At 72.1% G+C, this 25,285-nt stretch carries 21 protein-coding genes and 1 pseudogene; 10 read left to right on the top strand and 12 right to left on the bottom strand.

What is annotated here, in order from left to right:
* Positions 1-170 precede the first annotated feature (170 nt).
* On the top strand, positions 171-1,799 hold the full coding sequence (locus tag OG432_RS18560) for a serine/threonine-protein kinase (protein WP_328312063.1): 1,629 nt from the start codon (positions 171-173) through the stop codon (positions 1,797-1,799).
* Between the two features lie 52 nt (positions 1,800-1,851).
* On the opposite strand, the gene OG432_RS18555 is transcribed toward OG432_RS18560, so the two are convergent.
* Entirely contained in the window at positions 1,852-2,394 is a 543-nt protein-coding gene (locus tag OG432_RS18555; RefSeq protein WP_328312062.1) for a GNAT family N-acetyltransferase, read from the bottom strand.
* 142 nt (positions 2,395-2,536) lie between these two features.
* Here OG432_RS18555 and OG432_RS18550 point away from each other — a divergent pair, with 142 nt between their 5' ends.
* From OG432_RS18550 to OG432_RS18535, 4 genes and pseudogenes are all read left to right on the top strand, one after another.
* Positions 2,537-3,202 (top strand): DNA-binding response regulator, encoded by a 666-nt coding sequence (locus OG432_RS18550; RefSeq protein ID WP_328312061.1) that lies wholly within the window; start codon positions 2,537-2,539, stop codon positions 3,200-3,202.
* 109 nt (positions 3,203-3,311) lie between these two features.
* Positions 3,312-3,749: pseudogene (locus tag OG432_RS18545) on the top strand (molybdopterin-dependent oxidoreductase); the annotation flags it as partial.
* 627 nt (positions 3,750-4,376) lie between these two features.
* Positions 4,377-5,582, top strand: a complete 1,206-nt coding sequence (locus OG432_RS18540) for a cytochrome P450 (RefSeq protein ID WP_328312059.1) — start codon at positions 4,377-4,379, stop codon at positions 5,580-5,582.
* A gap of 29 nt (positions 5,583-5,611) precedes the next feature.
* Entirely contained in the window at positions 5,612-6,703 is a 1,092-nt protein-coding gene (locus OG432_RS18535; protein ID WP_328312058.1) for a type III polyketide synthase, read from the top strand.
* 108 nt (positions 6,704-6,811) lie between these two features.
* Here OG432_RS18535 and OG432_RS18530 read toward each other — a convergent pair whose 3' ends face one another.
* Positions 6,812-8,329, bottom strand: coding sequence for an LCP family protein (locus OG432_RS18530; protein ID WP_328312057.1), 1,518 nt, complete (start codon positions 8,327-8,329; stop codon positions 6,812-6,814).
* 173 nt (positions 8,330-8,502) lie between these two features.
* On the opposite strand from OG432_RS18530, the gene tatA reads away from it, so the two are divergent.
* From tatA to OG432_RS18510, 4 genes are all read left to right on the top strand, one after another.
* Positions 8,503-8,754, top strand: a complete 252-nt coding sequence (tatA, locus tag OG432_RS18525; protein WP_328312056.1) for a Sec-independent protein translocase subunit TatA — start codon at positions 8,503-8,505, stop codon at positions 8,752-8,754.
* A 42-nt stretch (positions 8,755-8,796) separates the two neighbouring features.
* Positions 8,797-9,759, top strand: a complete 963-nt coding sequence (locus OG432_RS18520) for a threo-3-hydroxy-L-aspartate ammonia-lyase (protein ID WP_328312055.1) — start codon at positions 8,797-8,799, stop codon at positions 9,757-9,759.
* 84 nt (positions 9,760-9,843) lie between these two features.
* Positions 9,844-11,619 (top strand): S9 family peptidase, encoded by a 1,776-nt coding sequence (locus OG432_RS18515; protein ID WP_328312054.1) that lies wholly within the window; start codon positions 9,844-9,846, stop codon positions 11,617-11,619.
* A 456-nt stretch (positions 11,620-12,075) separates the two neighbouring features.
* A complete protein-coding gene (locus OG432_RS18510) occupies positions 12,076-12,882 on the top strand; it encodes an SURF1 family protein (RefSeq protein WP_328312053.1) in 807 nt (268 codons plus the stop codon).
* 61 nt (positions 12,883-12,943) lie between these two features.
* On the opposite strand, the gene OG432_RS18505 is transcribed toward OG432_RS18510, so the two are convergent.
* The 7 genes from OG432_RS18505 to OG432_RS18475 form a co-directional block, all read right to left on the bottom strand.
* Positions 12,944-14,221, bottom strand: coding sequence for a hypothetical protein (locus tag OG432_RS18505; protein WP_328312052.1), 1,278 nt, complete (start codon positions 14,219-14,221; stop codon positions 12,944-12,946).
* The gene (locus OG432_RS18500) at positions 14,218-14,847 is read right to left on the bottom strand and encodes a SigE family RNA polymerase sigma factor (RefSeq protein ID WP_443058585.1); all 630 of its coding nucleotides are present in this window, start codon (positions 14,845-14,847) and stop codon (positions 14,218-14,220) included. Before OG432_RS18500 ends, OG432_RS18505 begins: the two co-directional genes overlap by 4 nt.
* Positions 14,848-15,160: 313 nt before the next feature.
* Positions 15,161-16,219, bottom strand: a complete 1,059-nt coding sequence (locus OG432_RS18495) for an aspartate-semialdehyde dehydrogenase (RefSeq protein ID WP_328312049.1) — start codon at positions 16,217-16,219, stop codon at positions 15,161-15,163.
* Positions 16,216-17,496 (bottom strand): aspartate kinase, encoded by a 1,281-nt coding sequence (locus tag OG432_RS18490; protein WP_267058803.1) that lies wholly within the window; start codon positions 17,494-17,496, stop codon positions 16,216-16,218. Before OG432_RS18490 ends, OG432_RS18495 begins: the two co-directional genes overlap by 4 nt.
* A gap of 264 nt (positions 17,497-17,760) precedes the next feature.
* A complete protein-coding gene (locus OG432_RS18485; protein ID WP_328312047.1) occupies positions 17,761-18,420 on the bottom strand; it encodes a DUF5063 domain-containing protein in 660 nt (219 codons plus the stop codon).
* Between the two features lie 32 nt (positions 18,421-18,452).
* Positions 18,453-19,052 carry a recombination mediator RecR gene (gene recR / locus OG432_RS18480; protein WP_328312046.1) on the bottom strand — a complete coding sequence of 200 codons (600 nt, stop codon included), beginning with the start codon at positions 19,050-19,052 and terminating at the stop codon, positions 18,453-18,455.
* Between the two features lie 127 nt (positions 19,053-19,179).
* Positions 19,180-19,515, bottom strand: a complete 336-nt coding sequence (locus tag OG432_RS18475; RefSeq protein ID WP_328312045.1) for a YbaB/EbfC family nucleoid-associated protein — start codon at positions 19,513-19,515, stop codon at positions 19,180-19,182.
* 382 nt (positions 19,516-19,897) lie between these two features.
* Between OG432_RS18475 and OG432_RS18470 the strand changes: the two genes are divergently transcribed.
* Positions 19,898-20,638, top strand: coding sequence for an SLATT domain-containing protein (locus OG432_RS18470; protein WP_328312044.1), 741 nt, complete (start codon positions 19,898-19,900; stop codon positions 20,636-20,638).
* A gap of 562 nt (positions 20,639-21,200) precedes the next feature.
* On the opposite strand, the gene OG432_RS18465 is transcribed toward OG432_RS18470, so the two are convergent.
* The 3 genes from OG432_RS18465 to OG432_RS18455 form a co-directional block, all read right to left on the bottom strand.
* Positions 21,201-21,851, bottom strand: coding sequence for a hypothetical protein (locus OG432_RS18465; protein WP_328312043.1), 651 nt, complete (start codon positions 21,849-21,851; stop codon positions 21,201-21,203).
* A 235-nt stretch (positions 21,852-22,086) separates the two neighbouring features.
* Positions 22,087-24,534 (bottom strand): glycosyltransferase, encoded by a 2,448-nt coding sequence (locus tag OG432_RS18460; RefSeq protein ID WP_443058410.1) that lies wholly within the window; start codon positions 24,532-24,534, stop codon positions 22,087-22,089.
* Complete coding sequence (locus tag OG432_RS18455; RefSeq protein WP_328312041.1) at positions 24,510-25,181, bottom strand: GntR family transcriptional regulator; 672 nt, start codon at positions 25,179-25,181, stop codon at positions 24,510-24,512. The genes OG432_RS18460 and OG432_RS18455 overlap by 25 nt, the downstream gene beginning before the upstream one ends.
* Positions 25,182-25,285 lie beyond the last annotated feature (104 nt).

The following is a 25,285-nucleotide window of genomic DNA, read 5'->3' as shown; positions in this document are numbered from 1 at the left end:
ATGACGGTGACGGTGCTGATGACGGTAAGGACCGGGCGGGGGCCCTGCTGTGGCCAATTTCCGGCAATTCCAGGAGTCCACTTCTCGGTGGTCCGCCGGGCGCCCGCCCCCGGGCCCGTGCGCCGTCGCGTGCCAGAATGCGATCTCGGCAACGGCATTGCATCGGGGGGATGTTGATGGAGGCGCTGGACGAGCGGGACCCGCGCACGGTGAGTGGCTACCGGGTCCTGGGGCGGCTCGGCGAGGGCGGCATGGGCCGGGTCTACCTGGCCCGCACCCGCGGCGGCCGGTCGGTGGCGCTGAAGCTGATCCACTCCGACATGGCGGCCCTGCCCGGCTTCCGCGACCGCTTCCGGCGCGAAGTGGAGGTGGTGCGGCGGGTCTCCGGCGTCGGCACCGTGCCGGTGGTGGACGCCGGCGTCGACGACCAGCACCCCTGGTACGCGTCGGACTACCTGCCCGGCCCTTCCCTGCAGGAGGCGGTCGACGCGTTCGGCCCGCTGCCCGCGCAGGCGCTGTGGCGGTTCGCGGCCGACCTGGCCCGCACGCTGGAGCACGTCCACGGCATGAGCCTGGTCCACCGCGACCTCAAGCCGTCCAACGTGCTCCTGTCCGCCTCCGGCCCCCGGCTCATCGACTTCGGCATCGTGCACGCCGCCCTGGAGACCGGGCTCACCCTGTCGGGTGCCCGCATCGGGACGCCCGCGTACATGTCGCCGGAGCAGGCGTACGGGGAGCGCGTCCTCGCGGCGAGCGACATCTACAGTTACGGCCTGACGCTGGCCTTCGCCGCGACCGGCATCACCCCGCGGCGCGGTACGCGGCCTTCCCAACTTCCGGGAGTGAACGCCGAGTTGGCACTCCTGATCGCGCACTGTCTCGACGAGGAACCGGATCGGCGACCCACCGCGGCCCAACTCCACACCCGGACACGCGCGTTCGACGTCACGACGGACACCTGGCTGCCCGCGCCGGTGGCGTCCGCGATCGCCCGTACCTCCGAGCGGCTGCTCAACCTGGAGGCGGCGGACGACCGCGAGCGCGGCGGCCCGGCGCGCGGGGAGGCCGACGGGTTCCGGGCGGGCGGTGGTTCGGGCGCCGGGTTCCATGGCGCCACGACGCAGGGCCCCGCACCGAGCGGGGCCCGGCCGTCGGCGCCGCCACCGCCCCCGTCCGGCCGGGGCGGCGCCGGCCACGGGCCCGGAAGCACCGCCCACGGCCACCCGCGGCAGCCCTCCGCGCCACCACAGCCGCCCCCGAGTCACGGCTACGGCTATCCGGCGGGCGGGCCCACCTCGACCCCGTACGGCGCGGGCACCACCGGCACCACCGGCCGCCCGCAGGGCGACCCGTCATGGGCGTACCGCGGGCTCCTCGGCCATCCGTTGTTCGGGCTGCTCTGGCTGGTCCCGCTCGGCATCGGCTCCTACCTGGTGGTGTTCGCGGAGCCCACCTTCATGGGCTGGCTCCGCGTGATCGCCGTGCCGGCACTGCTCGCCTTGTGCGGATGGCTCACAACGGCACGACGGCGGATGCCGGCCGGCCGGTGGCTCGGCCTGAACCAGACGTTCTGGCTCGCCCTCGCGTTCTTCGAGGTGCAGGGCTGGTGGGGGATCAGCACGTACAGCGCGATGGGCGTCGCGGCCGCCCACGACGGCGTGGTGACCGGCTACCAGAACATGGTGGACTCCCTGACCAACCTCCTTTCCCTGTTCCTGGCCCTCGGCTCCCTCGCCATGGTCTACGTCGTCCCCGTCGTCCTCGCCCGCCGCATCCGCCGGCGCGACGAAGGGGTCTGACCGGCTGCGGGACACCGGAGGGCTTCGGGTCGCGGGTGACGCCGGCCGCGCCTCAGCCCGTCGGGCGGCGGGTCCAGGCGTCCACCGCCGGGGCCGTCGCGGACGGGGCGGCGCGGAGCGATCTGGTCCAGCCCCAGGACGTGTACGCCGCAACGGCCGCCGTGTTGGCCGGGGTTATCAGGGCGGTGAGCAGGTCGGCCTCCTGCCGTTCGAGGAGTCTGTCCTGGAGGCGGGTGGCGACGCCCGCGCGGCGGCGTGCGGGCAGCACCATGAGTTCGGCGAGCGCGAACACCCGGTCGGACTCGGCCAGTTCCTCGTCGCCGTCGGTCGCGGCACCGCGGAAGCCGTGCCACCACTCGCCCTCGCGGCCCGGCGGGTATCCGTAGGCACAGCCGATCAGGAACGGGTCCCCCGCGATGATCATGTCGAAGCCGGGACGCTGCACGTCCTCCTCGAAACGGCGCAGAAAGCCGTCCCGCCCCAGGGACTCCGGGCCCGGCACATCGCCGTACGCCGCCGCGTACAGGTCCGCGACGGATCCCCGTTGCTGCTCGGCCTGCCAGCGGGACAGCCGCCGCAAGAACACCTCTGTCATCGCAATAGCGTGGCAGGTCACGGCGGTTCGCGGAACAGGCGGGAGCGGGGCGGGAGCGGGACGGGACGCGCGCGAGGGGCGTGGCCCGGGGCCGTCACCCCGCGTTGACCGGGGCCGCGGGGCGTCGCACACTGACCGGATCATGAACGACGAACCGATCGTGACGCTCCACGGCGAACGCGCCCTCATCGACCGCGCCGGGCATCTGTTCGCCGGAGCGCGGCAGGAGTTCCTGGTCGCCGCCGCCGATCCGGGAACCTGGTCGGCCGGGGTCAACACCGCCTTCAAGGCCGGGCTGCGCCCCGGCAGGGAGCCCGGCGGCCCCGTCCTGCGCAAGCTCTACACCCCGCAGGCGCTTCCCGACGCGTTCGCGGAGCGGCGCCTGGTCAGGATGGCCGCCGGCGGGGCCCACATCCGCATCTGCGCGGCGCCGCTCGCCCAGGAGACGATCGTGCTCGACCGGCGCGTCGCGATCCTCGCGGGGCCTCCCGGCAGCGGCACGCGCACGTACACGGTGATCCGTTCGCCGGACGTCGTCGCGGGTCTGGGGTCGCTCATGCGGGCCGCGTGGGACACGTCCCCGGATCTCGAAGACCATCTGCGGCGGCGCCCCGCGGCGCTGGACGCCGAGGCGCGGCGGGTCCTGCGGATGCTGGAGGCGGGGCACACCGACGAGTCGGCCGCGCGGCTGCTCGGCATGTCGCTGCGCACCTACCGGCGGCGGGTCGCCGACCTGATGCGGGCGCTCGGGGCCACCTCCCGGTTCCAGGCCGGGCTCCGCGCGCGCGAGCTGGTGGGACGCGACTGAGCCCGGCCCGCGGCCCCGCCCATGCCCGTACCCGTGCCGGCGTCCGCGCCCCGGATCGCCCCTTGCACACCATGGATCAAAACTGCAAATGCGAGCCATACTCTCGTACATGACTCATAAACGCGCGGCTGAGCGGCACATGGCGGTGGTGGGTGCGGTGGAGCGGCCGGTCCTGCTGAGTGTGGCCGAGCTGCGCGAGCGGTGGCCGCAGCGGACGGCGGCCGTCACCTTCGACTGCGCGACCAGCGGCCCGCGGGCCCACACGTTCACGGGTCCACTGCTGCGCGAGGTGATCACCGCGGCGGGTCCCGGATTCGACGCCGCCCGCCGCAAGGACCGCTCCCGCTTCCTCCTGGAGGTCACCGGCGAGGACGGGCACGCCACGGTGCTGTCCTGGGCCGAGATCGACGAGGACTTCGGCGACTCGCCCGTGCTGCTCGCCACCGCGCTCGACGGGGCCCCGCTCGACGGCCTCGGCGCGCAGCTCGTGATCCCCACCGACCGGTGCGGGGCGCGCTACGTCAGCGGCATCACCCAGGTCAGACTGCGCGCGTGCGCCGAACCGCCGGAGAGCGCGCAGGGCGGTCGGGCCGTGGGCGTCCGGGCCACGAGCGATCGGGGCATGGACGGTCGGGCCATGGACGGTCGGGTCGCGGGCGGTCGGGTCGCGGGCGGTCAGGTCATCGACGGTCAAGTCGCGGGCGGGGCGATCGGCAGGCCCGCGTAGTTCCCGAACCGACGCTCGGCCGGTGCCCGGCCCGTGCTCGGCCGGTTGCGTCGTCGTCGCGGTGGGCTCGGCCGTACGGAGCTGCCGGCGCCCACACCGCACACGATCACCTCACCGGCCGTACCCGCGGCGCTCCCGGAGGCCGCGGGGCCGGGCGGTGACGCGGCGGTGGACGTGGGCGTGCGACCGCCGGCGCACCGGCCCGCGGCGCCCGGAGCAGATGCGGCCGCAGGGGCGCACCGCGGCGACGGCCTTCGAGGCGCGCCCGGCACGGGGCGGGCCGGTGCCGTCCGGCCCCGGCCGCGTGGGGCCGGCAAGGACCGGGCTCCGCGAGATCTCCCTCTAATCGGTTAATTGGGACGTTCGCGGACATGTCGGTGACGGGGGCAGGGGATACAGGGCTCATCCCCTGCCCCCGCCCGTCCCTGACACACCGGAGTACGCCTCGTGGAGACCACAGACACCGTGTGGAGCTGCCCTTTCGACTACGCCGACGCACTCGAATTCGACCCGCAGCTCCAGCGGATGCTGACCGAGGAACCGGTCGCGCGCATCCGCATGGCGTACGGGGAGGGCGAAGCCTGGCTGGTCACCCGCTATGACGACGTGCGCACGGTGACCACCGACCGCCGCTTCAGCCGCAGCGCCGTCATCGGCCGCGACTTCCCGCGGATGACACCGGAGCCCATCGTGCAGGACGAGTCGATCAACCTGATGGACCCGCCGGCCAGCAGCCGGCTGCGCAGCCTCGTCGCGAAGAGCTTCGCCCCCAAGCACGTGGCGCGGATGCGCGAGCGCACCCAGCGCGTGGTCGACGGGCTGCTCGACACGATGGCCGCGCACGGCTCGCCCGCCGACTTCGTCGAGCACGTGGCCGCGCCGCTCCCCCTCGTCACGATCTGCGAGGTCCTCGCGATCCCCGAGGGCGAACGGGACTGGCTGCGTGGCCACGCGCTGACGATGATGAACATCGGCGCCGCGGGCCGGGAGGCGGCCGTCGCCGCCAAGGCCGAACTGCGCGCCTACTTCACCGACCTCACCGCCGCCCGCCGCCGCACCCCCGGCGACGATCTGATCTCCACCCTGGCCACCGCACGCGACGGGGACGAGCTCCTCGACGACCAGGAGCTCGCCGTGATGGCGATGGTCCTGCTCATCACCGGCCAGGACACCACCACCTACCAGCTCGGGAACATCGCGTACACGCTTCTGACCAGGCCGGACATCCTCGATGCCCTGCGTGCGCGCCCGGACCGCTTCCCTTCGGTCCTCGACGAGCTGCTCCGCTTCATCCCGTTCCGCAAGGGCGTCGGCATCCCCCGCGTCGCCACCGAGGACGTCGAGCTGAGCGGGGTGCTCATCCGGGCCGGGGACGTCGTCCACGTCTCCTACCTCACCGCCAACCGGGACAACGCCAAGTTCGACCGGGCCCACGAGCTCGACCCGGACCGGGGCGCGGTGGCGCACATGACGTTCGGCTGGGGCGCGCACCACTGCCTCGGCGCCCCGCTCGCCCAGATGGAACTGGAGGTGGCGTTCACCTCCCTGCTCACCCGCTTCCCCGGCATCCGCCACGCGGGCGCCCCCGGCGACGTGCCGTGGAACACCCACTCCATCTGGCGCTATCCGCTCAGCCTTCCGGTCGCCTGGTGACCAACCCCCCATCGACGAAAGGCAGTTAGATGGCCACCCTGTGCAGACCGGCGGTCGCCGTTCCCGACCACGTCATCACCCAGGAGCAGACCCTGGCGATCGCCCGCGAGACCCACGCCGAGCACCCGCAGCTCGGTCTGGTCCTGCGGCTCATCGAGAACACCGGCGTGCTGACCCGCCACCTCGTGCAGCCCCTCGAAGAGACGCTGGCCCACCCCGGCTTCGAGCTCCGCAACCGGGTGTACGAGGCCGAGGCGAAGCGGCGGGTGCCCGCCGTGGTGCGCGAGGCGCTCGCCCACGCCGAGGTCGAGGCCGCCGACATCGATCTGATCGTCTACGTGTCGTGCACGGGCTTCATGATGCCCTCGCTGACCGCCTGGCTGATCAACTCGATGGGCTTCCGCTCCGACACCCGTCAGCTGCCCATCGCCCAGCTCGGCTGCGCGGCGGGCGGCGCGGCGATCAACCGCGCCCACGACTTCATCACGGCCTACCCGGGCTCCAACGTGCTGATCGTGAGTTGCGAGTTCTGCTCGCTGCTCTACCAGCCCACCGACATCGGTGTGGGCTCGCTGCTCTCCAACGGCCTGTTCGGGGACGCCCTTTCGGCCGCGGTGGTGCGCGGCGAGGGCGGTACCGGCATGCGGATCGAGCGCAACGGCTCGCACCTGGTGCCGGACACCGAGAACTGGATCTCGTACGCGGTGCGCGAGACGGGCTTCCACTTCCAGCTCGACAAGCGGGTGCCCGGCACGATGGAAATGCTGGCGCCCGCGCTCAAGACCCTCGTGGCGCAGCACAGTTGGGACGTCGGCGCGCTCGACTTCTACATCGTGCACGCGGGCGGCCCGCGCATCCTGGACGACCTGTGCCACTTCCTCGAACTCGGGCCGGAGATGTTCCGCTTCAGCCGCAGCACCCTCACCGAGCGCGGCAACATCGCGAGTTCGGTGGTCTTCGACGCGTTGGCCCGGCTCTTCGACGAGGGCGGCATGGAGGACGGCGCCCGCGGTCTGATCGCCGGGTTCGGGCCCGGCATCACCGCGGAGATCGGCGTGGGGAGCTGGAACGCGGGCCCGCAGTTGGACGAGGAGCTCAGCGCGATGGCCGCGAAGCTCTGAACTCCCCTTGCCCGCCCGCCCGTCGGCGAGCGCGGTGAACGGCGGCAGCACGCCGGCCGGCGCCCTGGACGGGGCGTCGGCCGGCGTGCTGGCGCCGTTCGGGGCCGGTCAGCCGTAGGAGAGGTTGGAGCAGATGTTGTCGTCGGCGGAGCGGGCCTTGTCCGCGACGGACGCGGGGACCTCGGCGGGGGCGCTCGGCGTGGCGTCCGCCCCGCTCTGCTTGTACTGCGTGCCGAGGATGACGCTCAGCCCCGGCTGCTTGGACTGACGCATCAGCGCGCCGGGGAAGTGCGTGGCGAGCGTCTTGGCCTTGGCCTCGTCGTTCGGGCCGTACTGGACCACGGTGTGCGTGTAGTCCTGGGTGGCGGCGGTCGTGGCGCCGGTCACCGTGAAGCCGGCGCTCTTGAGGGACTCGGCGGCGCTGCTCGCGAGCCCCTTGGTGACGGTGCCGTTGTACACGGCGACGCTGATCCCCTTGCCGGAGGCGGGCGCCGGCGCGGAGGCTGACGCGGAGGCCGACGGCGCAGCGCTCGCGTCCTTGCCGCCGGCGTCCTGGCCGTCCACGGTGCGGTCCGCGCGCAGCGCCGCGAACAGGGCGTCGGCCTCGGGCTTCACGACGTCGACGCGTGCACCGTCGTAGCGCCAGGGCAGGGTGACGAACTTGGTGTTGTGCAGGTCGATGTTCTTCATCGACATCGCGAACGAGATCAGCTTGTCCGCGGAGCCGAGACCCGGGTCGACGGTCATCGACTTGGTGGCCGCGTTGGCGAGCGGAAGCAGGGTGGTCGGGTCCAGCCCGTTGCCCTTCACCTGCTTGATCAGGCTGCCGATGAACGCCTGCTGGCGCTGGATGCGGCCGATGTCGGATCCGTCGCCCAGGCCGTGCCGTATGCGGACGTAGTCCAGCGCCTTCTGGCCGGAGACCTTCTGCGGCCCCTTGGCGAAGACCAGGCTGCCCTTGTGGCCGAGCTTCGGGTTGAGGTCGCCCTGGTAGACGTTGCTGGGGACGCAGACCTGGACGCCGCCGACGGCGTCGGTCATCTTCGCGAAGCCCGCGAAGTCCATCACCATCGTGTGGTCCACGCGCAGCCCGGTGAGCTTCTCGACGGTGTTCTGGGTGCACGCCGGGTTGCCCTCGACCGTCTCGCCGACCTCGAACGCCGAGTTGAACATCACATGGTGCTGCTCCTTGGTCCACTTGCCGTTCGGGAGCTTGCACGACGGTATGTCGATCAGCGAGTCGCGCGGTATGGAGACGGCGACGGCGTGCTTCTGGTCGGAGTACACGTGCAGCAGGAGCGCGGTGTCCGAGCGGCCGATGTCGCCCTTGCCGTGGCCGTACTCGGCATTGTCGCCCGAGCGCGTGTCGGAGCCGATGATCAGGACGTTCGAGCCCTTGGTGGAGGCCGCGGGGCGGTCCGCGGAGATGCCGCCGTCGTCGAACGTCTTGATGTTGCCGTTCAGCTGGAAGTAGATCCAGCCGCCGCCCGCGACGGCGAGCACGACGACGGAGAGGCCCGTGATCCCGATGAGACGCGCGCGGCTGCGCTTCTTTCCGCGACGCGGCGCGGCCGGGCCATCGCTCTCATGCCTGCTTGCCGCTCCCGCTTTGTGGCTCCCCGCCATCGGACCCCTCATCCCTCATTCGCGCCTCTTCTGTAGAGGAGACGGTGAGTCGTACGGTCTGGTTGTACAGTTGCGCAATGTAGCAAGTCTCATTGAGAGCCATCAGCCCCGGCCGCGCGATGACAGCGGCCGGACGAAACGGCTGTAGGACGCGAACGAGGGAGGACCGCGGGATGTTCCTGCGCAACGGACTCGAACCCTGGCACCTGCTGATCGTCGCCGTAGTACTGATCCTGCTGTTCGGCTCCAAGAAGCTGCCCGACACGGCACGCGCGCTCGGCAAGTCCCTGCGCATCCTCAAGAGCGAGACCAAGGCGATGCGTGAGGACGGCTCGGCCCCGGCCTCCGCCACCCCGGCCACCCACGTCACCCCGGCCCCCGCCTCTCCCGCCCCCGCCGACGCTCCGGTCCACCCGGCCCCGTAACTCCGTGGCTCCGCGGACCGGGCCCCCGTACGCTCGGCAGCCATGGAACAGCTGCCGACGTACGAGGACGTGGTCCGCGCGCACGAGCGGATCGCCGCGCACGCCCACCGCACCCCGGTCATGACCTCGCGGCTCACCGACGCCGAACTCGGTCTGAGCCTGTACTTCAAGTGCGAGAACCTCCAGCGGATGGGGGCCTTCAAGTTCCGCGGCGCGTTCAACGCGCTGTCGCAGTTCGACGCCGGGCAGCGGCGCGCGGGTGTGGTCGCCTACTCGTCCGGCAATCACGCGCAGGCCGTCGCGCTCTCCGCCGCGCTGCTGGGGATCCCGGCGACCATCGTCATGCCGCACGACGCACCCGCCGCCAAGCTCGCCGCGACCAAGGGGTACGGGGCCGACGTCGTCACCTACGACCGGTGGAGCGAGGACCGCGAGGCGATCGGCCGGGCGCTCGCCAAGGAGCGCGGCCTCACGCTGATCCCGCCGTACGACCACCCCCACGTCATGGCAGGCCAGGGCACCGCCGCGAAGGAACTCTTCGAGGAGACCGGCCCCCTGGACGCCCTGTTCGTGCCGCTCGGCGGCGGCGGACTCCTGTCGGGCAGCCTGCTCTCCGCGGGCGCCCTCGCACCGGACTGCGAGGTGTACGGAGTCGAGCCGGAGGCGGGCGACGACGGCCGCCGGTCGCTGCGCGCCGGCGAGATCGTGCACATCGACACCCCCGACACCCTGGCGGACGGCGCCCAGACCCAGCACCTGGGCAGCCACACCTTCCCTCTGATCCGCGACCGCGTGACCGACATCGTCACCGCCACCGACGCCCAACTCGTCGACTGCATGCGGCTGTTCGCTTCCCGCATGAAGAGCGTCGTCGAACCCACGGGATGCCTGGGCCTCGCCGGCGCCCGCACCCTGGCCGAGCGCTACCGCGGCAAGCGGGTCGGTGTCGTCATCAGCGGCGGCAACGTGGACCTGGCCCGCTACGCCGAGCTGCTGGCCGGCTGAGACCGGGCGTCTCGCGACGGCGAGTTGTCCACAGGCCGCGAAGGACGCCCACGGTTTGTCGGCGGTTCGGCGCATGATGGGGGCATGAACGAGATGCCGGAGTGGGAGAAGCGGTTCAGGGCGCCCAGGGTGGGGCTCCCCGACTGGGCGGAGGACGCCCCGGACCGCTCGCTGTTCGTGTCGAACGCGACGGGGACGTACGAGCTGTACGCATGGGACCGCGCCAGCGGGGCGCAGCGCCGGGCCACCGACCGGCCCAACGGCACCACGGAGGGGGTGCTGACGCCGGACGGCGAGTGGATCTGGTGGTTCTGCGACACCGACGGCGACGAGTTCGGGGTGTGGCAGCGCCAGCCGTTCGGCGGCGGCGCCGACGAGCCGGCCGTGCCCGGTCTCGCCCCTTCCTACCCGGCGGGCCTGGCCCTCGGCCGTGACGGCACGGCGGTGGTCGGCCGCTCCACCGACGACGACGGCTCAACGATCCACGTCGCACGCCCCGGGTCCGCCCCCGTCGAGATCTACCGGCACCGCGAATCGGCCGGCGTGGGCGACCTGTCGCACGACGGCACGCTGATCGCGATCGAGCACACCGAGCACGGCGACGCGATGCACTCGGCGCTGCGCGTGCTGCGCCCGGACGGCTCGGCGGTCGCCGAGCTCGACGACACCAAGGGCGGCACGCGAGAGCTCGGGCTCGAAGTGCTCGGGTTCGCGCCGCTGGCGGGCGACAGCCGGCTGCTCGTCTCGCACCAGCGGCGCGGCCGCTGGGAGCCGATGATCTGGGACGTGGCCTCCGGCGAGGAGAGCGACCTCGCGCTCGACCTGCCCGGTGACGTGTCGGCCGAGTGGTACCCGGACGGCTCGGGCCTGCTGGTCGTGCACAGCTTCGAGGCGCGCAGCGGCCTGTTCCGCTTCGACCTCGCCACCCGCTCGCTGATCGAGATCGACACCCCGGCGGGTTCGGTGTCGTCGGCGACGGCACGGCCCGACGGCACGGTGGAGTACCTGTGGTCGTCGGCGGCCGCCCCGTCCGAGGTGCGCTCCACGACGGGCGAGGTCGTGCTCGACCCGCCCGGCTTCAAGGCGCCCGGCTCGGTCCCGGTCGAGGACGTCTGGGTGGAGGGCCCCGGCGGCCGCGTCCACGCCCTCGTCCAGCGCCCCGCCGGGGACGGCCCCTTCCCCACCCTCTTCGAGATCCACGGCGGCCCCACGTGGCACGACAGCGACGCGTTCGCCTCGGGCCCGGCGGCCTGGGTCGACCACGGGTTCGCGGTGGTCCGGGTCAACTACCGCGGCTCCACGGGGTACGGGCGGGAGTGGACCGACGCGCTCAAGCACCGGGTCGGGCTCATCGAGCTCGAAGACATCGCGGCGGTCCGCGAATGGGCCCTCTCCTCGGGGCTCGCCGACCCCGCGCGGCTCGTCCTCGCGGGCGGCTCCTGGGGCGGCTACCTCACCCTGCTCGGCCTCGGCACCCAGCCCGACGCGTGGGTGCTCGGGCTCGCGGCGGTGCCGGTCGCGGACTACGTCACGGCGTACCACGACGAGATGGAGGCGCTGAAGGCGATGGACCGCACGTTGCTGGGCGGCACCCCGGAGGAGGTTCCGGAGCGGTTCCGCGCGTCGTCGCCGCTGACGTACGTCGACGCGGTCCGCGCGCCCGTCTACATCTCGGCCGGGGTCAACGATCCGCGCTGCCCGATCCGGCAGGTGGAGAACTATGTGGACCGGCTGGCCGCGCGGGGGGCGGCGCACGAGGTGTACCGGTATGACGCGGGGCACGGGTCGCTGGTGGTGGAGGAACGCATCAAGCAGGTCCGCCTCGAACTCGACTTCGCCACACGCCACTTGGCCGACTGACCCGGGGCTCCGCCCCAGACCCCGTTCGCGCCTCAAGGGCGCTCGTCCTCAATCTCCCCCAAGGCCTCAAGGGCCAGGGGGGACCCCCATGCCAGGCTGAGGATGCCTCTGCCAAGCCCCGTAAGGGGCGCGGGGAACTGCGCGACCAGCCACGCACGGCCCGCGGATGGCAGCGGGGTTAGGGGCGCGGGGAACTGCGCGACCAGCCACGCACGGCCCGCGGATGACAGTGGGGTTAGGGGCGCGGGGAACTGCGCGACCAGCCACGCACGGCCCACGGATGGCAGCGGGGTTAGGGGCGCGGGGAACTGCGCGACCAGCCACGCACGGCCCGCGGACGAAAACGGACCGGGGTCCGGGGGCGAAGCCCCCGCCGGGGTCCGGGGGGCGCGCGCCCGGGGTGGTTGCGGGCACCCCGCGACCCAGCCCCCCGGCAGGATTCCGTACCGTGGGGGTGTGTACCGGTTCCTGCTCACACCCCGCTGGTGGGGAATCCACGTCTTCGTCCTGCTCGCCATCCCCGTCTGCGTCTTCATGGGCTCCTGGCAGCTGGGCCGCTTCGAGGACCGCGTGCAGTCCCACGACGCCGCCGAGAAGGCCCCCGACCCCGCCACCCTCAAGGCCGAGCCGCTCGCCTCGCTGCTCCCCGTGGACCAGCGCACCTCCGGCCGCCCGGCGCAGGCCCGCGGCCACTACGCCCAGCAGTTCCTGGTGCCCGACCGCGAGGTCGACGGCAAGTCGGGTAGCTATGTGCTGACCCTGCTGCGCACCGACGGCGGGAAGGCGCTGCCCGTCGTGCGCGGCTGGATCCCGCGGGGCGCCGAGGCCCCGGCCGCACCGGCGGGCGACGTGGCCGTCACCGGCGTACTGCAGGCGTCGGAGAACGCCGGGTCGGACGGCGTGCACGCGCAGGGCGGGCTGCCGCAGGGCCAGGTCGGCATGATCAGCGCGGCGGCCCTCGTCAACCTGGTGCCCTACCCGGTGTACGACGCGTGGGTGACGCTGCCCGGCGCCGACGCCGGCCTGACCCCGGTGCCGGCGAGCGCGCCGCAGAACAGCGGGCTCGACCTCAAGGCGTTCCAGAACCTCGGCTACACCGGCGAGTGGTTCGTCTTCGCGGGCTTCGTGGTCTTCATGTGGTTCCGCCTGGTGCGGCGCGAGGCCGAGGCCCTGGAGGACGCCGAACTGGGCCTCGCCCCGGAGGGGTCCGAGCCGGACGAGGTGCCCTCCGACAAGCCCTCCCCCGCTTCCCTCACCGGGTGACGGGACACCACGGTCCCAGCGCGAAGCCCGCGAACCGGTCCTCGCGCGGTCCCCGGTCGCGCTAGTGCGCCGTCGGCGTGGCCGACCCGGCGTCCAGTACGCCCGTCTTGTAGATCGTGCCCGCGCACGCGTTCGGGATCTTCGCCTCCGCGGTCGGCGCGCCCGGCTCGGCCACGTGCGTAACCGCCACCGTGCCGTCCTCCGTCGAGGCCGGGGGCCCGCCGTCCGCGGCGAGCTGCGGGCTCTGGCCGCCACCCCCGGTCGTCGTCGGCGAGGTGATCCCGCTGGTGCTCGCCGGGTTGCCGGACGGGCTGGGGTCGGGCGTCGGGGTCGCCTTGGGACAGGTGTCGGACGGCACCCACGCGAACCGCACCTCGTAGGCCGCGGCCGGCTTGAGCACCAGGTGGTCCGCGTCCTGGGAGGGGTCGGGGAGGCCCGGTGCCGGGTCGCCCGCCGCGTGCTCGACCACGGTGATCTTCGCGGGGTCGGCCGCGCCCTGGGCGTGGACGTCGAACGTGCCGACCCCGCCGATCGCACACTGCTTGTCCGAGGCGTTGACGACGCGGAACGCGCCGTACACCTTGCCCGTCGAGTCGGGCCTGCCGACCCTCGCCGACTTCACCTTCAGCTCCGCCGCCTCGCACACCGGCGAGTTCGCCTGCGCGGTGCCGCTGCGCGGCCCGTCGACGGCACCCCCGGTGTCACCGGTCGCGCCCGTACTGGGCGGCTTCGTCGCGCCCTTGGCGTCGGGTGTCCCGCCGGCCGGGGTGCTCGCGCCGGTGGACGGCCCGCCGCGCGGCACCCCGTCGGGCGTCCCGGAGATGCCGCTCGACGTGCCGTACGTCTGCTGGCCGTGCCCGGCGACGGCGGGCTGCTCGTCGGTGCTGCTCGCGGTGTCGGCGACATGGAGGAAGGCCGGCACCGCGGTGGCCACCAGGAGGGCGGCCGCGACCGAGCCCACGACGGCCTGCCGTTTGCGGGCGCGCCGCACCGGCACCGCGGCCCGCAGGTGTTCGAGCGCCCCCTCGGAGGGTGTCAGCTCGTCGACCGCGCCGTGCAGCAGTCTGCGCAGCGCTTGTTCCCCGGCCGCGTCGGTGGCGCCCGGGGCGGGCGGGAGACCGAGGTGGGGGGTGCCGGTGCCGTTCTTCTCCGGCGATGTGTCCACGAATCCGTATCCAGTCAGGTCGTTCAGGTCAACGTCGGGCCGCTGGTCCGGCCCGTACGTCCCGTGTTCCCCGTGCTTCTGGTGCTTCTGGTGCTTCTTCTTGTGCTCGTCGTGCTGTCCGTGCTGTCCGTGCTCCCCCGGCCGGTTGGCGCCGTTTCCGTCGGGCCCTTTCACGCCGTCGCCTCCATGGCGACGCGCAGGGCGGCTATGCCTCGTGATCCGTACGCCTTCACCGAGCCCAGGGATATGCCGAGCGTCTCGGCGACCTGTGCCTCCGTCATGTCGGCGAAGTACCGCAGCACGAGCACCTCGCGCTGGCGGCGCTGGAGGCCGCGCATCGCCTTGATCAGGGCGTCGCGCTCCAGTTGGTCGTACGCGCCCTCTTCGGCGCTCGCCATGTCGGGCATCGGCTTGGAGAGCAGCTTGAGCCCGAGGATGCGCCGGCGCAGCGCGGATCGCGACAGGTTCACGACCGTCTGGCGCAGGTAGGCGAGCGTCTTCTCCGGCTCGCGCACCCGGCTGCGCGCCGAGTGGACGCGGATGAACGCCTCCTGCACGACGTCCTCGCAGGACGCGGTGTCGTCCAGGAGCAGCGCGGCGAGGCCGAGCAGGGAGCGGTAGTGCGCCCGGTAGGTCTCGGTGAGGTGATCGACGGTGGTGCCGGCCGCCATGATCTCGTCAGCGCCCTCGCGGGAGGGTGCCTGGGACGGTACGAGGGCGGCGGGGCGGGTGGCCGGCATGGGCGCGATCACCGGCATGCCGCCGGGCACGCCGGAACGCCGACGCGGGCGGACGACCATCCCGCCGCGCGCCGGTACCGCCCTGAAGTCGAGTACCTCTGCCACGCCTGTTGGACACGTTCCTCCCCGTCAGGGTTGTACGCGTACGACACTGTTTTTGGCGGTGCGACACATGCCCTCATCCGTACCCGCTCTTCCCCAATGCCCCGATTTATACGGCACCTTGAGGGGCGACCGCATAGACGCTCCATGCCGGACTGCCGGTTGCAGGGACACGGAAATGAATCGTGTAACAAGGCATCCGCGCACTTCAAGTGGTACAGACCAGCGACTTGCTCACAGAGCGTTCACAGATCCTACAAACGTGCGGGGCTCAACGCCCGGTGAATTCGCGGGCCGCCAGCTCGGCGATGTGGGCCACGTTCAGGGACGTGCCCTTGCGGAGGTTGTCGCCGCAGACGAAAAGCTCCAGTACGTGCGGATCGTCCGGCGAACTGCGGACCCGGCCGACCCAGGTGGGGTCGGTGCCCACCACGTCGGCGGGCGTCGGGAAGTCGCCGACGGCGGGGTTGTCGAACAGCACCACACCGGGCGCGGTCGCCAGGATCTCGTGGGCGCGCGCCACGTCCACCTCGTTCTCGAAGCGGGCGTGCACGGACGCGGAGTGCGTGGTCACCACGGGGACCCGCACACAGGTGGCGGCGACCGGAAGGCGCGGCAGGTCGAGCAGTTTGCGCAGTTCGTCGCGGATCCCCAGCTCCTGCGACGACCAGCCGTCGTCGGCGAGTTCGCCGGTCCAGGGCACCACGTTGAGGGCGAGGGGCCCGGGGAAGGGGCCGAGGTCGTCGCCGACGGCCCGGCGCACGTCGCCGGGGTTCGTGCCCAGCCCGGTCCCGGCCACCAGGGAGATCTGCCGGCGCAGCGCCTCGACGCCCGCCTTCCCCTCCCCGCTGACGGCCTGGTACGTGGAGACGACCAGCTCGCTCAGGCAGAACTCGGCGTGCAGCGCGCCGACGGCCACGCTCATGGCGAGGGTGGTGGCGTGCGGGCTCGCCACGATGCCGCGCGGACGCATCCGTACGGCGTGCGGGTTGAGCTCCGGCACCACCAGCGGCACGTCCGCGTCCATCCGGAAGGCGGCCGAACTGTCCACCACCACCGCGCCCTTGGCGGCCGCGACCGGCGCCCACTGGGCGGCGACGGCGGCCGGCACGAGGAACAGCACGATGTCGGACCCGTCGAGGGCCTCCTCGCTCAGCGCGAGGACCTCGCACTCCCTGCCCCGTACGAGCAGGGTGCGTCCGGCCGAGCGCGCGGACGCGACGAGCCGGATCTCGCCCCAGACATCGGCATGCTGGGACAGGATCTGGAGCATCACCGCACCGGCGCCCCCGGTCGCTCCGACGACCGTGAGCGCCGGCCTGTGGGTCATCGCCCGGTGCCCCCGTAGACGACGGCCTCGTCGCTGTCGGAGTCCAGACCGAAGGCGGAGTGCACGGCGCGCACGGCGTTGTTGACGTCGTCGGCGCGGGTGACGACCGAGATGCGGATCTCGGAGGTCGAGATGAGCTCGATGTTGACGCCCGCGTCGGAGAGCGCCTCGAAGAAGCCCGCCGTGACGCCCGGGTTGGTCTTCATGCCGGCGCCCACGAGGGAGATCTTGGCGATCTGGTCGTCGTAGCGCAGCGACTCGAAACCGATGGCCGGCTTGGACCGCTCCAGGGCGTCGATGGCCTTGCGGCCCTCTGCCTTGGGCAGCGTGAACGAGATGTCGGTGAGCCCCGTCGACGCGGCGGAGACGTTCTGCACCACCATGTCGATGTTGATCTCCGCGTTGGCGATGGTGCGGAAGATCGCCGCGGCCTCGCCCGGCTTGTCGGGCACTCCGACGACCGTGACCTTCGCCTCGGAGACGTCGTGGGCGACTCCGGAGATGATGGCGTGCTCCACCTGCTGACCCTCCGACTTGGAACGTGGTTCATTGCTGACCCACGTGCCCTGAAGTCCGCTGAAGGACGACCGCACGTGGATCGGGATGTTGTACCGGCGGGCGTACTCGACGCACCGGTGCAGGAGCACCTTGGAACCGGACGCGGCCAGCTCCAGCATGTCCTCGAAGGAGATCCAGTCGATCTTCTTCGCCTTCTTCACGACGCGGGGGTCCGCGGTGAAGACGCCGTCGACATCCGTGTAGATCTCACAGACCTCGGCGTCGAGGGCGGCGGCCAGCGCGACGGCCGTCGTGTCCGAACCACCACGGCCGAGCGTGGTGATGTTCTTGCCCTCCTGGCTGACACCCTGGAACCCGGCGACGATGGCGATGTTGCCCTCGTCGATCGAGGTCCTGATGCGGCCCGGGGTGACGTCGATGATCCGCGCCTTGTTGTGGACCGAGTCGGTGATGACACCGGCCTGGCTGCCCGTGAAGGACTGGGCCTTGTGGCCCATGCTTTTGATCGCCATGGCAAGCAGGGCCATGGAGATCCGCTCTCCGGCGGTCAGCAGCATGTCGAATTCCCGCCCGGCAGGCATGGGTGACACCTGCTCCGCGAGCTCGATCAACTCATCCGTCGTGTCGCCCATCGCGGAAACCACGACGACCACCTGGTGGCCGTTCTTCTTGGCTTCCACGATCCGCTTGGCGACGCGCTTGATGCCCTCGGCATCGGCAACGGAGGAGCCTCCGTACTTCTGCACGACAAGGCCCACGTGCGCTCCTCGCTCATTCCATTGGTGCGGTCGGCTCAGTTTAACGAGCGGGCCGGAATCGCCCGTCCCGTATCAGTTCGTGAGATGTCCCGCTCACTCCATGACACCGGGCGCTCTCCGGCACCGCTCGCAAGATCTGCCTGCCCGAGCACCCGCCGGATACGCGGCATGTGTCCGGGCTCACAAGGGCGTACGAGACCTCCGCGGGGCGACGGCTCCGGACGCGGCCCGCCGCCCCCGGTCCCAACTCCCCTACGGGCGGAGCTACTTGACGTCACCGAGGCCAAGGGGGCCGGCCAGCTCCTGGGCCATGACACGGCCCGCCGCTTCCTCCAGGGCGTCCTCCGTCAGCTCCTCGTCGGTGTCCAGACCGTCCAGCTCCGCGAGCGGCTGGTTGAGGCGGACGTGGGCGACGAGCGACTGGAGGGCGCGCAGGGCGGCGGAGGCCGTCGAACCCCAGTTGGAGAAGTACGAGAACTGCCACCACCACAATGCCTCGGAGGTGCGGCCCGCGCGGTAGTGGGCCAGGCCGTGGCGCAGGTCCGTGACGACGTCGGCGAGGTCGTCGGAGATCCGGCACGGCACCGGGGCCTTGCGCGGCTCGTAGGGGTCGAAGACCTCGGAGTACACGTCGATGGGTTCAAGGAGACGGGCGAAGCGCTCGCGCAGCTCGTCGAGGTCGGCCTCCGGGCCGAGGTCGGGCTCGTAGCGCTCGTCGGGGACGATGTCCTCGTGCGCCCCGAGCCGGCCGCCGGCCAGCAGGAGCTGGGAGACCTCCAGGAGCAGGAACGGCACCGCGCTGTCGGGTTCGTCGCCCTTGGCCACCTCGGTGACCGCGACGATGAAGGACTCGACCTGGTCGGCGATCTGGACCGCGAAGGAGTCCGGGTCCTGCGTGGTCGCGTGCAGCGTTGCGTCAGACATCGAGTTGACCTTCCTCGTGGCCCGCGTGGGCGTCATACATCGAGCAGCCGCCTTCCTTCGAAGGCCCGGCCCAGGGTGACCTCATCGGCGTATTCGAGGTCGCCGCCCACCGGCAGGCCGCTGGCGAGCCGGGTGACCTTGAGCCCCATGGGCTTGATCATGCGGGCGAGGTACGTCGCCGTCGCCTCGCCCTCCAGGTTCGGGTCGGTGGCCAGGATCAGCTCGGTGACCGTGCCGTCCGCGAGGCGGGCGAGCAGCTCGCGGATGCGCAGGTCGTCCGGGCCGACGCCCTCGATCGGGCTGATGGCACCGCCGAGCACGTGATAGCGGCCGCGGAACTCACGGGTCCGCTCGATCGCCACCACGTCCTTGGGCTCCTCCACGACGCAGATGACGGTCAGGTCGCGGCGCTGGTCGCGGCAGATGTTGCACCGCTCCTCCTGCGCCACGTTGCCGCACACCGCGCAGAAGCGGACCTTGTCCTTGACTTCGAGCAGGGCGTGCGCGAGGCGGCGCACGTCGGTCGGCTCCGCCTGGAGGATGTGGAAGGCGATCCGCTGCGCGCTCTTGGGACCGACGCCGGGCAGCCTGCCCAGCTCGTCGATGAGGTCCTGAACCACGCCTTCGTACAACGGAACGCCTCTCGTGGGTTGCTCTGATGCCTACGGTAGTTGCTCTGCGTCCGCCCCAGTAGGGCAGGCGCACGGTCGGCTGCGCGCGACCGGGCGCGCGCGGGGTGCCCGGTCCCGGAACCGGGGTCTAGAACGGCAGGCCGGGCATGCCGCCGAGGCCCTGGGTCAGCGGGCCCAGCTTCTGCTGCTGGAGGGCCTGCGCGTTCTCGTTGGCGGCCTGCACGGCCGCCACGATGAGGTCCGCGAGGGTCTCGGTGTCCTCCGGGTCGATCGCCTTCGGGTCGATGGCGAGGGAACGCAGCTCGCCCGACCCGGTCACGGTCGCCTTGACCAGGCCGCCGCCGGCCTGGCCGTCGACCTCGGTCGCCGCGAGCTCCTCCTGGGCCACGGCGAGGTCCTGCTGCATCTTCTGGGCCTGCTGAAGAAGCTGCTGCATGTTGGGCTGGCCACCACCAGGGATCACGGTTCACTCCGGATTTCGCTAGGACGGTTCGACGGGCACTCCGAGCCTACGTGGTCGACAGGCGCCCTGCTCCGCAACTCTTTCGAGTGATGTGGTGCGTGTTCCTATACCTGATCAAGGACCACTTCCGGGCGGAAATACCTGGATATCGCCCCCCGGGCCCTCCATTCGGCGGTAGGAATGGCGGTCGGGCGCATCACTGTGCGTCAAGCGGCGCACACGCACCGCGCGTGCCACCGGGCGGCACGCCTTTGACTACGTCCTGTACTAGGCCCTGTAGTACGTCCTGTAGTACGTCCAAGTGGTCCAGGTGCCCGTACGTCATGCGATGCCACAGCGGGTCGCGGCGGGTCACAGCAAGCAGTGCGGAGGGAGCGGCCGGGTGAGCCAGCCTGACATGCAGCCCGAGGGGCCACCGGGCCGGGCCCGGCGGGACGAGGGCGCGACGACGGGCGATCTGACCGGGCGGCCCTTCCCGCTCGGCGACTGGGGCGAGCCCGCGGAACGCCTCTACGAGCTGTACCAATGGGTCGAGGCGGGCGCCCTGCGCACCGCGGACTGGTACCTCGCCGACCGGCTCCGCAAGCGCCGCGGCGCGCGCGTCCTGCGCTGCGGCACGGCGGCGGGCGCGATCGCGGGGGCCGTGCTCCCGCTGCTCGACCTGACGCGGGCCCTCGCGGGCGCGGCGGGCTGGGGCTACCTGTGTCTGCTGCTCGGCGCGGCGTGCCTGGCCTGTGACCGGTTCTTCGGCCTGACGTCGGGCTGGATGCGGGACGTGGCGACGGCGCAGGCGGTGCAGCGCAGGCTCCAGACCCTCCAGTTCGACTGGGCGTCGGAGAGCGTGCGCGAGGTCCTCGGGCCCACCGACGGCACGGCGGGCGAGGCGGCCGAGCGCTGTCTGTCCGTGCTGCGCCGGTTCACCGAGGACGTGACCGAGCTGGTCCGCTCGGAGACGGCGGACTGGATGGTGGAGTTCCGCTCGGGGCCGGCGCCGCTGGTCATGCAGACCCTGAGTGCGTCGGCGCCGCGCGCCGATGCCGCGCCGGGGCCCGGCCGCTTCCCCCACCCCCCGGTGACCCGCCCCAACATGCCCCGCCAACGCCCCCCGGAAAGCCCCCGCTGACCCCGCGAGCCTCGATGGGTCGTCTTCAGGGTGCGGGCCGTCCCCACGTCTCGCGCAGTTCCCCGCGCCCCTAACCCGCTTACACCTGCGGACCGTGCTGGCTTGCTCGCGCAGTTCCCCGCGCCCCCAAAACCCCGCTTACGCCTGCGGACCGTGCTGGCCTGCCCGCGCAGTTCCCCGCGCCCCCAAAACCCCGCTTACGCCTGCGGACCGTGCTGGCCTGCCCGCGCAGTTCCCCGCGCCCCCAAAACCCCGCTTACGCCTGCGGACCGTGCTGGCTTGCCCGCGCAATTCCCCGCGCCCCTAACCCGCTTACGTCTGCGGACCGTGCCCGCTTCTCGCGCAGTTCCCCGCGCCCCTAACGGGGCTCAGTCGAGGCAACCTCAGCCCGTCATGGGGGTCCCCCCTGGCCCTTAAGGCCTTGGGGGAGATTGAGGACGAGCGCCCTTCAGGCGCGATACGGGGGTCTGGGGGCGGAGCCCCCAGGGAGCCGAGGCCCTCACGTAGCCGCACGGGCGGGAGGTGGGAAAACGCGTCGGGGTCCGGGGCGGAGCCCCAGGGGTCAGCTGAAGATGATCATGGAGCCTTGGGCCAGGCTGCGCGTGGCTGCCGCATGGAGCCCGAGCCAGACATGCCGCTCCCGCGCGAACGGACTCTCGTCGTACGGAATGGGCCCCGCCGGCTCCTCCAACGACGTGGGCCCCGCCGGCGGCGCGGGCGGCGACGGCGGATTGGCCGGATCTATCCCGATGGCGGGCCCCACGAACTGGAGCTCCCGCAGCAACCCCTGCGCGGAGCCGAGCGGACCGCCCCCCGAAAGCAGCTCCTCGTTGGACAGCGGCACCGCGAAGTCGACCGGCACGTACGCCCCCGCGTGGTCGTAGTGCCACACCAGGTGCGACTGCTGGGCGGTCGCCTCGAACATCTCCAGGAGCTGCTCGTAGTCGCCGCCGAGCTCGTCGACCGGCGTCACCGCGAGCCCGCACAGCTGGAGCAGATAGGCGCGGCGCAGGAAGTGCAGCGCGTCGTAGTCGAACCCGGCCACCGGAGCCACGTCCCCGGAAAGCCCCGGCATGTAGGCGAAGACCGGTACGGCGGGGAGCCCGGCCTCGCCGAGCGCCTTGTCGTACGACGCGATCTCCTCCGCGAAGGGATTGTCGGGGCTGTGGCACAGCACGTCGACGAGGGGGACCAGCCACAGGTCACAGGCCAAGACGGGCTCGCTCTCAACTCGTTTCGCGCGATGGTCGGGACAGCGTAGTGCGCCGGGCACGCCGCGCGAAGAGCGCCCGTCAACTCCCGCTGCGGGGTGACCGGTTCCTCCCGCACGCCCCGGTCGCAAAGGTTTACCCACGAGCCCGTCCGTTACTCGGATACCCGGACTTGAGTCGGACTCGCGTGCGCCACCGCCGTCGCCCGGGGATCACGTCACCGCCCCCGGAGACATGTCACCGCCCCGGGGACACGTCCCAGATCCACACGCCGCCGACCTCCGTGCCCGCCCGCCCGAGCAGCCGGGACACCGTCTCGTACAGTTCGGGCGCGCGCGGCTGCGGCACCAGCACCAGCACACCGGCCCGCCAGTACGCCAGGTCCGCCCTGGCCTGGTTCTGCCAGTCGGTGCCGATGTCGGGGATGGGCTTGCCGGAGCGGACGTCGCCGAACAGGTTCGACGTCCAGCGCGGGGAGGCCCCGTAGATGCCGATGCGGTCCGGGCCCCAGGGCCCGTTGAAGTAGCCGCCGGGCACGGAGAAGCCGAGCCCCGTCTCCGCCTGCCAGTGCAGCGCCTCCGCCGAACCGGGGTCGGGCAGCGGCACCGGCACCAGGGACTCCCCCGGCCCCACGTACTTCTTCCACATCCCCGACGCGATGAACTCGGGCACCTGCGGCCGGGCATTGGTCGGGTACGACGTCGGCACGATCGGCAGCAGCGCCAGGGCGATCGCCGTGAACCCGACCGCCTTGTTCAGGCGCGCCCGGCTGTGCGCGAGGCGCCCCGCGCCGAGCGCGACCAGCGCGCCGAGCACCGGCGCGCAGATCATCGCGACCCGGCCCTCGATCACCGACTCGAAGAGCGGCTTGTGGGCGAGCAGCTTCCAGGGCCCGGCGAACACCATGTCCGTGTACGGGATGCGGATCTTCTGCCCGAGCGAGAGCACCGCGGCCACCACACCCGTGACGGCCAGCGCCTTGACGAGGGGGCGCCGCCACAGCCGTACGACGAGCGCGAACGCGAGGGCCACCAGCGGCCAGCCGTAGAAGGCGTTCTGCTCGGTGCGGTTCAGGGCCAGTTTGTCGGCGGTCGCCTCGTCGCCGAGGAGGGAGCGCCCCGCGAACTCGACGAGCGCCAGCGGTGAATTGCCCGCGCTGTCGCCGTGCAGCACGCTGTGATAGCTCTGCGCGCCGGCGAACTGGCGGTACAGCGGGTAGGCGAGCAGCACCAGGCAGACCCCGAGCGCGTACGCGGCGCCCGTGGCCAGCGGCCGGATCGCGGCCCGCGCGACATCGCGGCGGGCCAGTGCGTACGACAGGGCGAACAGGGCCATGCCGAGCGTGGCGAGCAGCAGCACTTCCTCGCCGAGGAAGATCTGGTAGACGGTGAACAGGCCGAGCACGATCCCGTTGCGGCGCACGTCGCGGCCCTCGCACAGGCGCAGCGCACGGTCGATGATCAGCGGCAGCATGAACAGGACGCAGAAGTTCGGATGCGCGGTGCCGTGCGAGATCATCGGCGGCGCGAACGCGGCGAGCGCCCCGCCGAGCCCCGCCGCCCAGCGATTCTCAGTCACCCGGCGGGCGAAGAGCCAGTACCAGGCGTACGCGGTCGCCGAGATCCCCAGGGTGAGGACGAGCGCCCACGTGAGGCTCGGCCCGAACGCGAGCGTGACCGGTGCCAGCGGCACGGACAGTCCCAGCATCGGGGTGTTGCCCATGAGGTTCACGCCGTCGGGGAAGTTCTGGACGGTGGTGAACAGCGGGTCGCGCAGATGGGCCACGTTGACCGCGGTGACCGCGAAGAACCACTCCCACTGGTTCTGGTCCTGCATCGAGTCGGTGAGGTAGCTCCGCCCGAGGCCGTCCCACAGGTTCTTGTAGAGCAGCACCGACGACAGCAGGAACAGGGCGCCGAGCACCAGGTCGACGCGGCGCACCGCGCGCGCCTTGAGCCGGGCCAGTTCCCACAGCACCTTGCCGTAGTCCGCCGCGCCCACCTTCGAGCCCTCCTGGTGCGACCAGCGCACCGGCACCTCGGCGACCGCCCAGCCGCGGCGCCGGAAGAACTGGAGGATCTCGACGTCGATGCCCCAGCCGTCCAGGCGGGCGTCGGCGAACGCGGCGCGCGCCTTCTCGCCGTCGAACAGCTTGAAGCCGCACTGGGTGTCGCGGATGCCGGGCACCGCGACGGCCCGTATGAGCCGGTTGCCCATCCGCCCGAGATGTTCCCGCAGCCGGCTCTGGTGGACCTCTATCCGCGCGTCGGGGTGCGCACGCGATCCGATCGCCGCGGCCGTGTCGCCCTCGGTCATCGCCTTGTCGAGACGGTCCAACTCCTCGATGGGCGTGGCCAGATCGGCGTCCGTGATCAGGACGCGCCGCCCGTAGGAGGCGAGCACCCCGAGCCGCAGGGCGTGGCCCTTGCCCCGGTTGCTCCCGCTGACGACGACATGGATGCGCGCGTCACGGGCGGCGGCCTCCTTCGCCACGCGTACGGTCTCGTCGCCCGATCCGTCGTCGACGACGATCAGCTCCCAGACGCAGCTGTCGCCGAGATGGGAGCGGATCGCTTCGAGAGTCGGGGCGAGGCGCCGCTCCTCGTTGTAGGCGGGGACGACAACGCTCAGTTCGACCGGTGCGGCCGGGGTGTTCGTCGTCACCGGGGCAGCCGCTCCGCCCATGTCAGGGAGGCGTCGTTGTACGCGGCGATCAGCGCCCGCGCCGTGTCGAAGTCGCCCCGGCCCAGCGCGGCGACGACCTCGCCGTGGCCGGTCCACAGGCAGTCGCCGAGGTCGCCGTGGCCGCGCAGGTGGGGCACCGCGAACACCCAGCTCTGCATGCGCAGGCGGTGCAGGAAGTCGGAGATGTAGGTGTTGCCGGCCAGCGCGCACAGCTCGCGCCAGAACCGCAGGTCGTAGCCGACCAGGATGTTCAGGTCGCCGCACCGGGCGGCCCGCGCCGCCTCCTCGCCGCGCCGGCGCACCGACACCAGGGCCGGCCCGTGGGCGTCGAACGACCCGGGGACCGCGGCCCGCCGGAATATCCCGTCGACCACCAGGGCCCGCGCCTCGACGATGCCCTTGTAGTCGTCGACCGTGAACACCCGCACCCGGAAGCCGCGGTGCTGGTCGGAGTCGAGCAGGCCCTGCGCACAGAGGTCGACGAGCGCCTCGCGCACGGGCGTCGCCGAGACGCCGTACTGCTCGGCGATCTGCTTGACGGTGAACTCCTCGCCGGGCCGCATACGCCCCGCGAGCACCTCGTCACGCAGCGCGTCCGCGATCTGTTGTCGAAGGGTGTTGCGGGTGACCGCTCCGCTCGCGGGCATGACTCGCTCCCCTTCTCCGGCTCCGGCCACCCTATGGGGTGGCCGGGAAACCGAACAAAGGAGAGCGGGGTTTTCGCCCCCGCCGAGGCCGGATCGACCCTGCT

Origin of the sequence: Streptomyces sp. NBC_00442 (assembly GCF_036014195.1) — a bacterium.
Taxonomy (GTDB): domain Bacteria; phylum Actinomycetota; class Actinomycetes; order Streptomycetales; family Streptomycetaceae; genus Streptomyces.
This window is presented reverse-complemented; position numbering and strand designations above follow the sequence as displayed.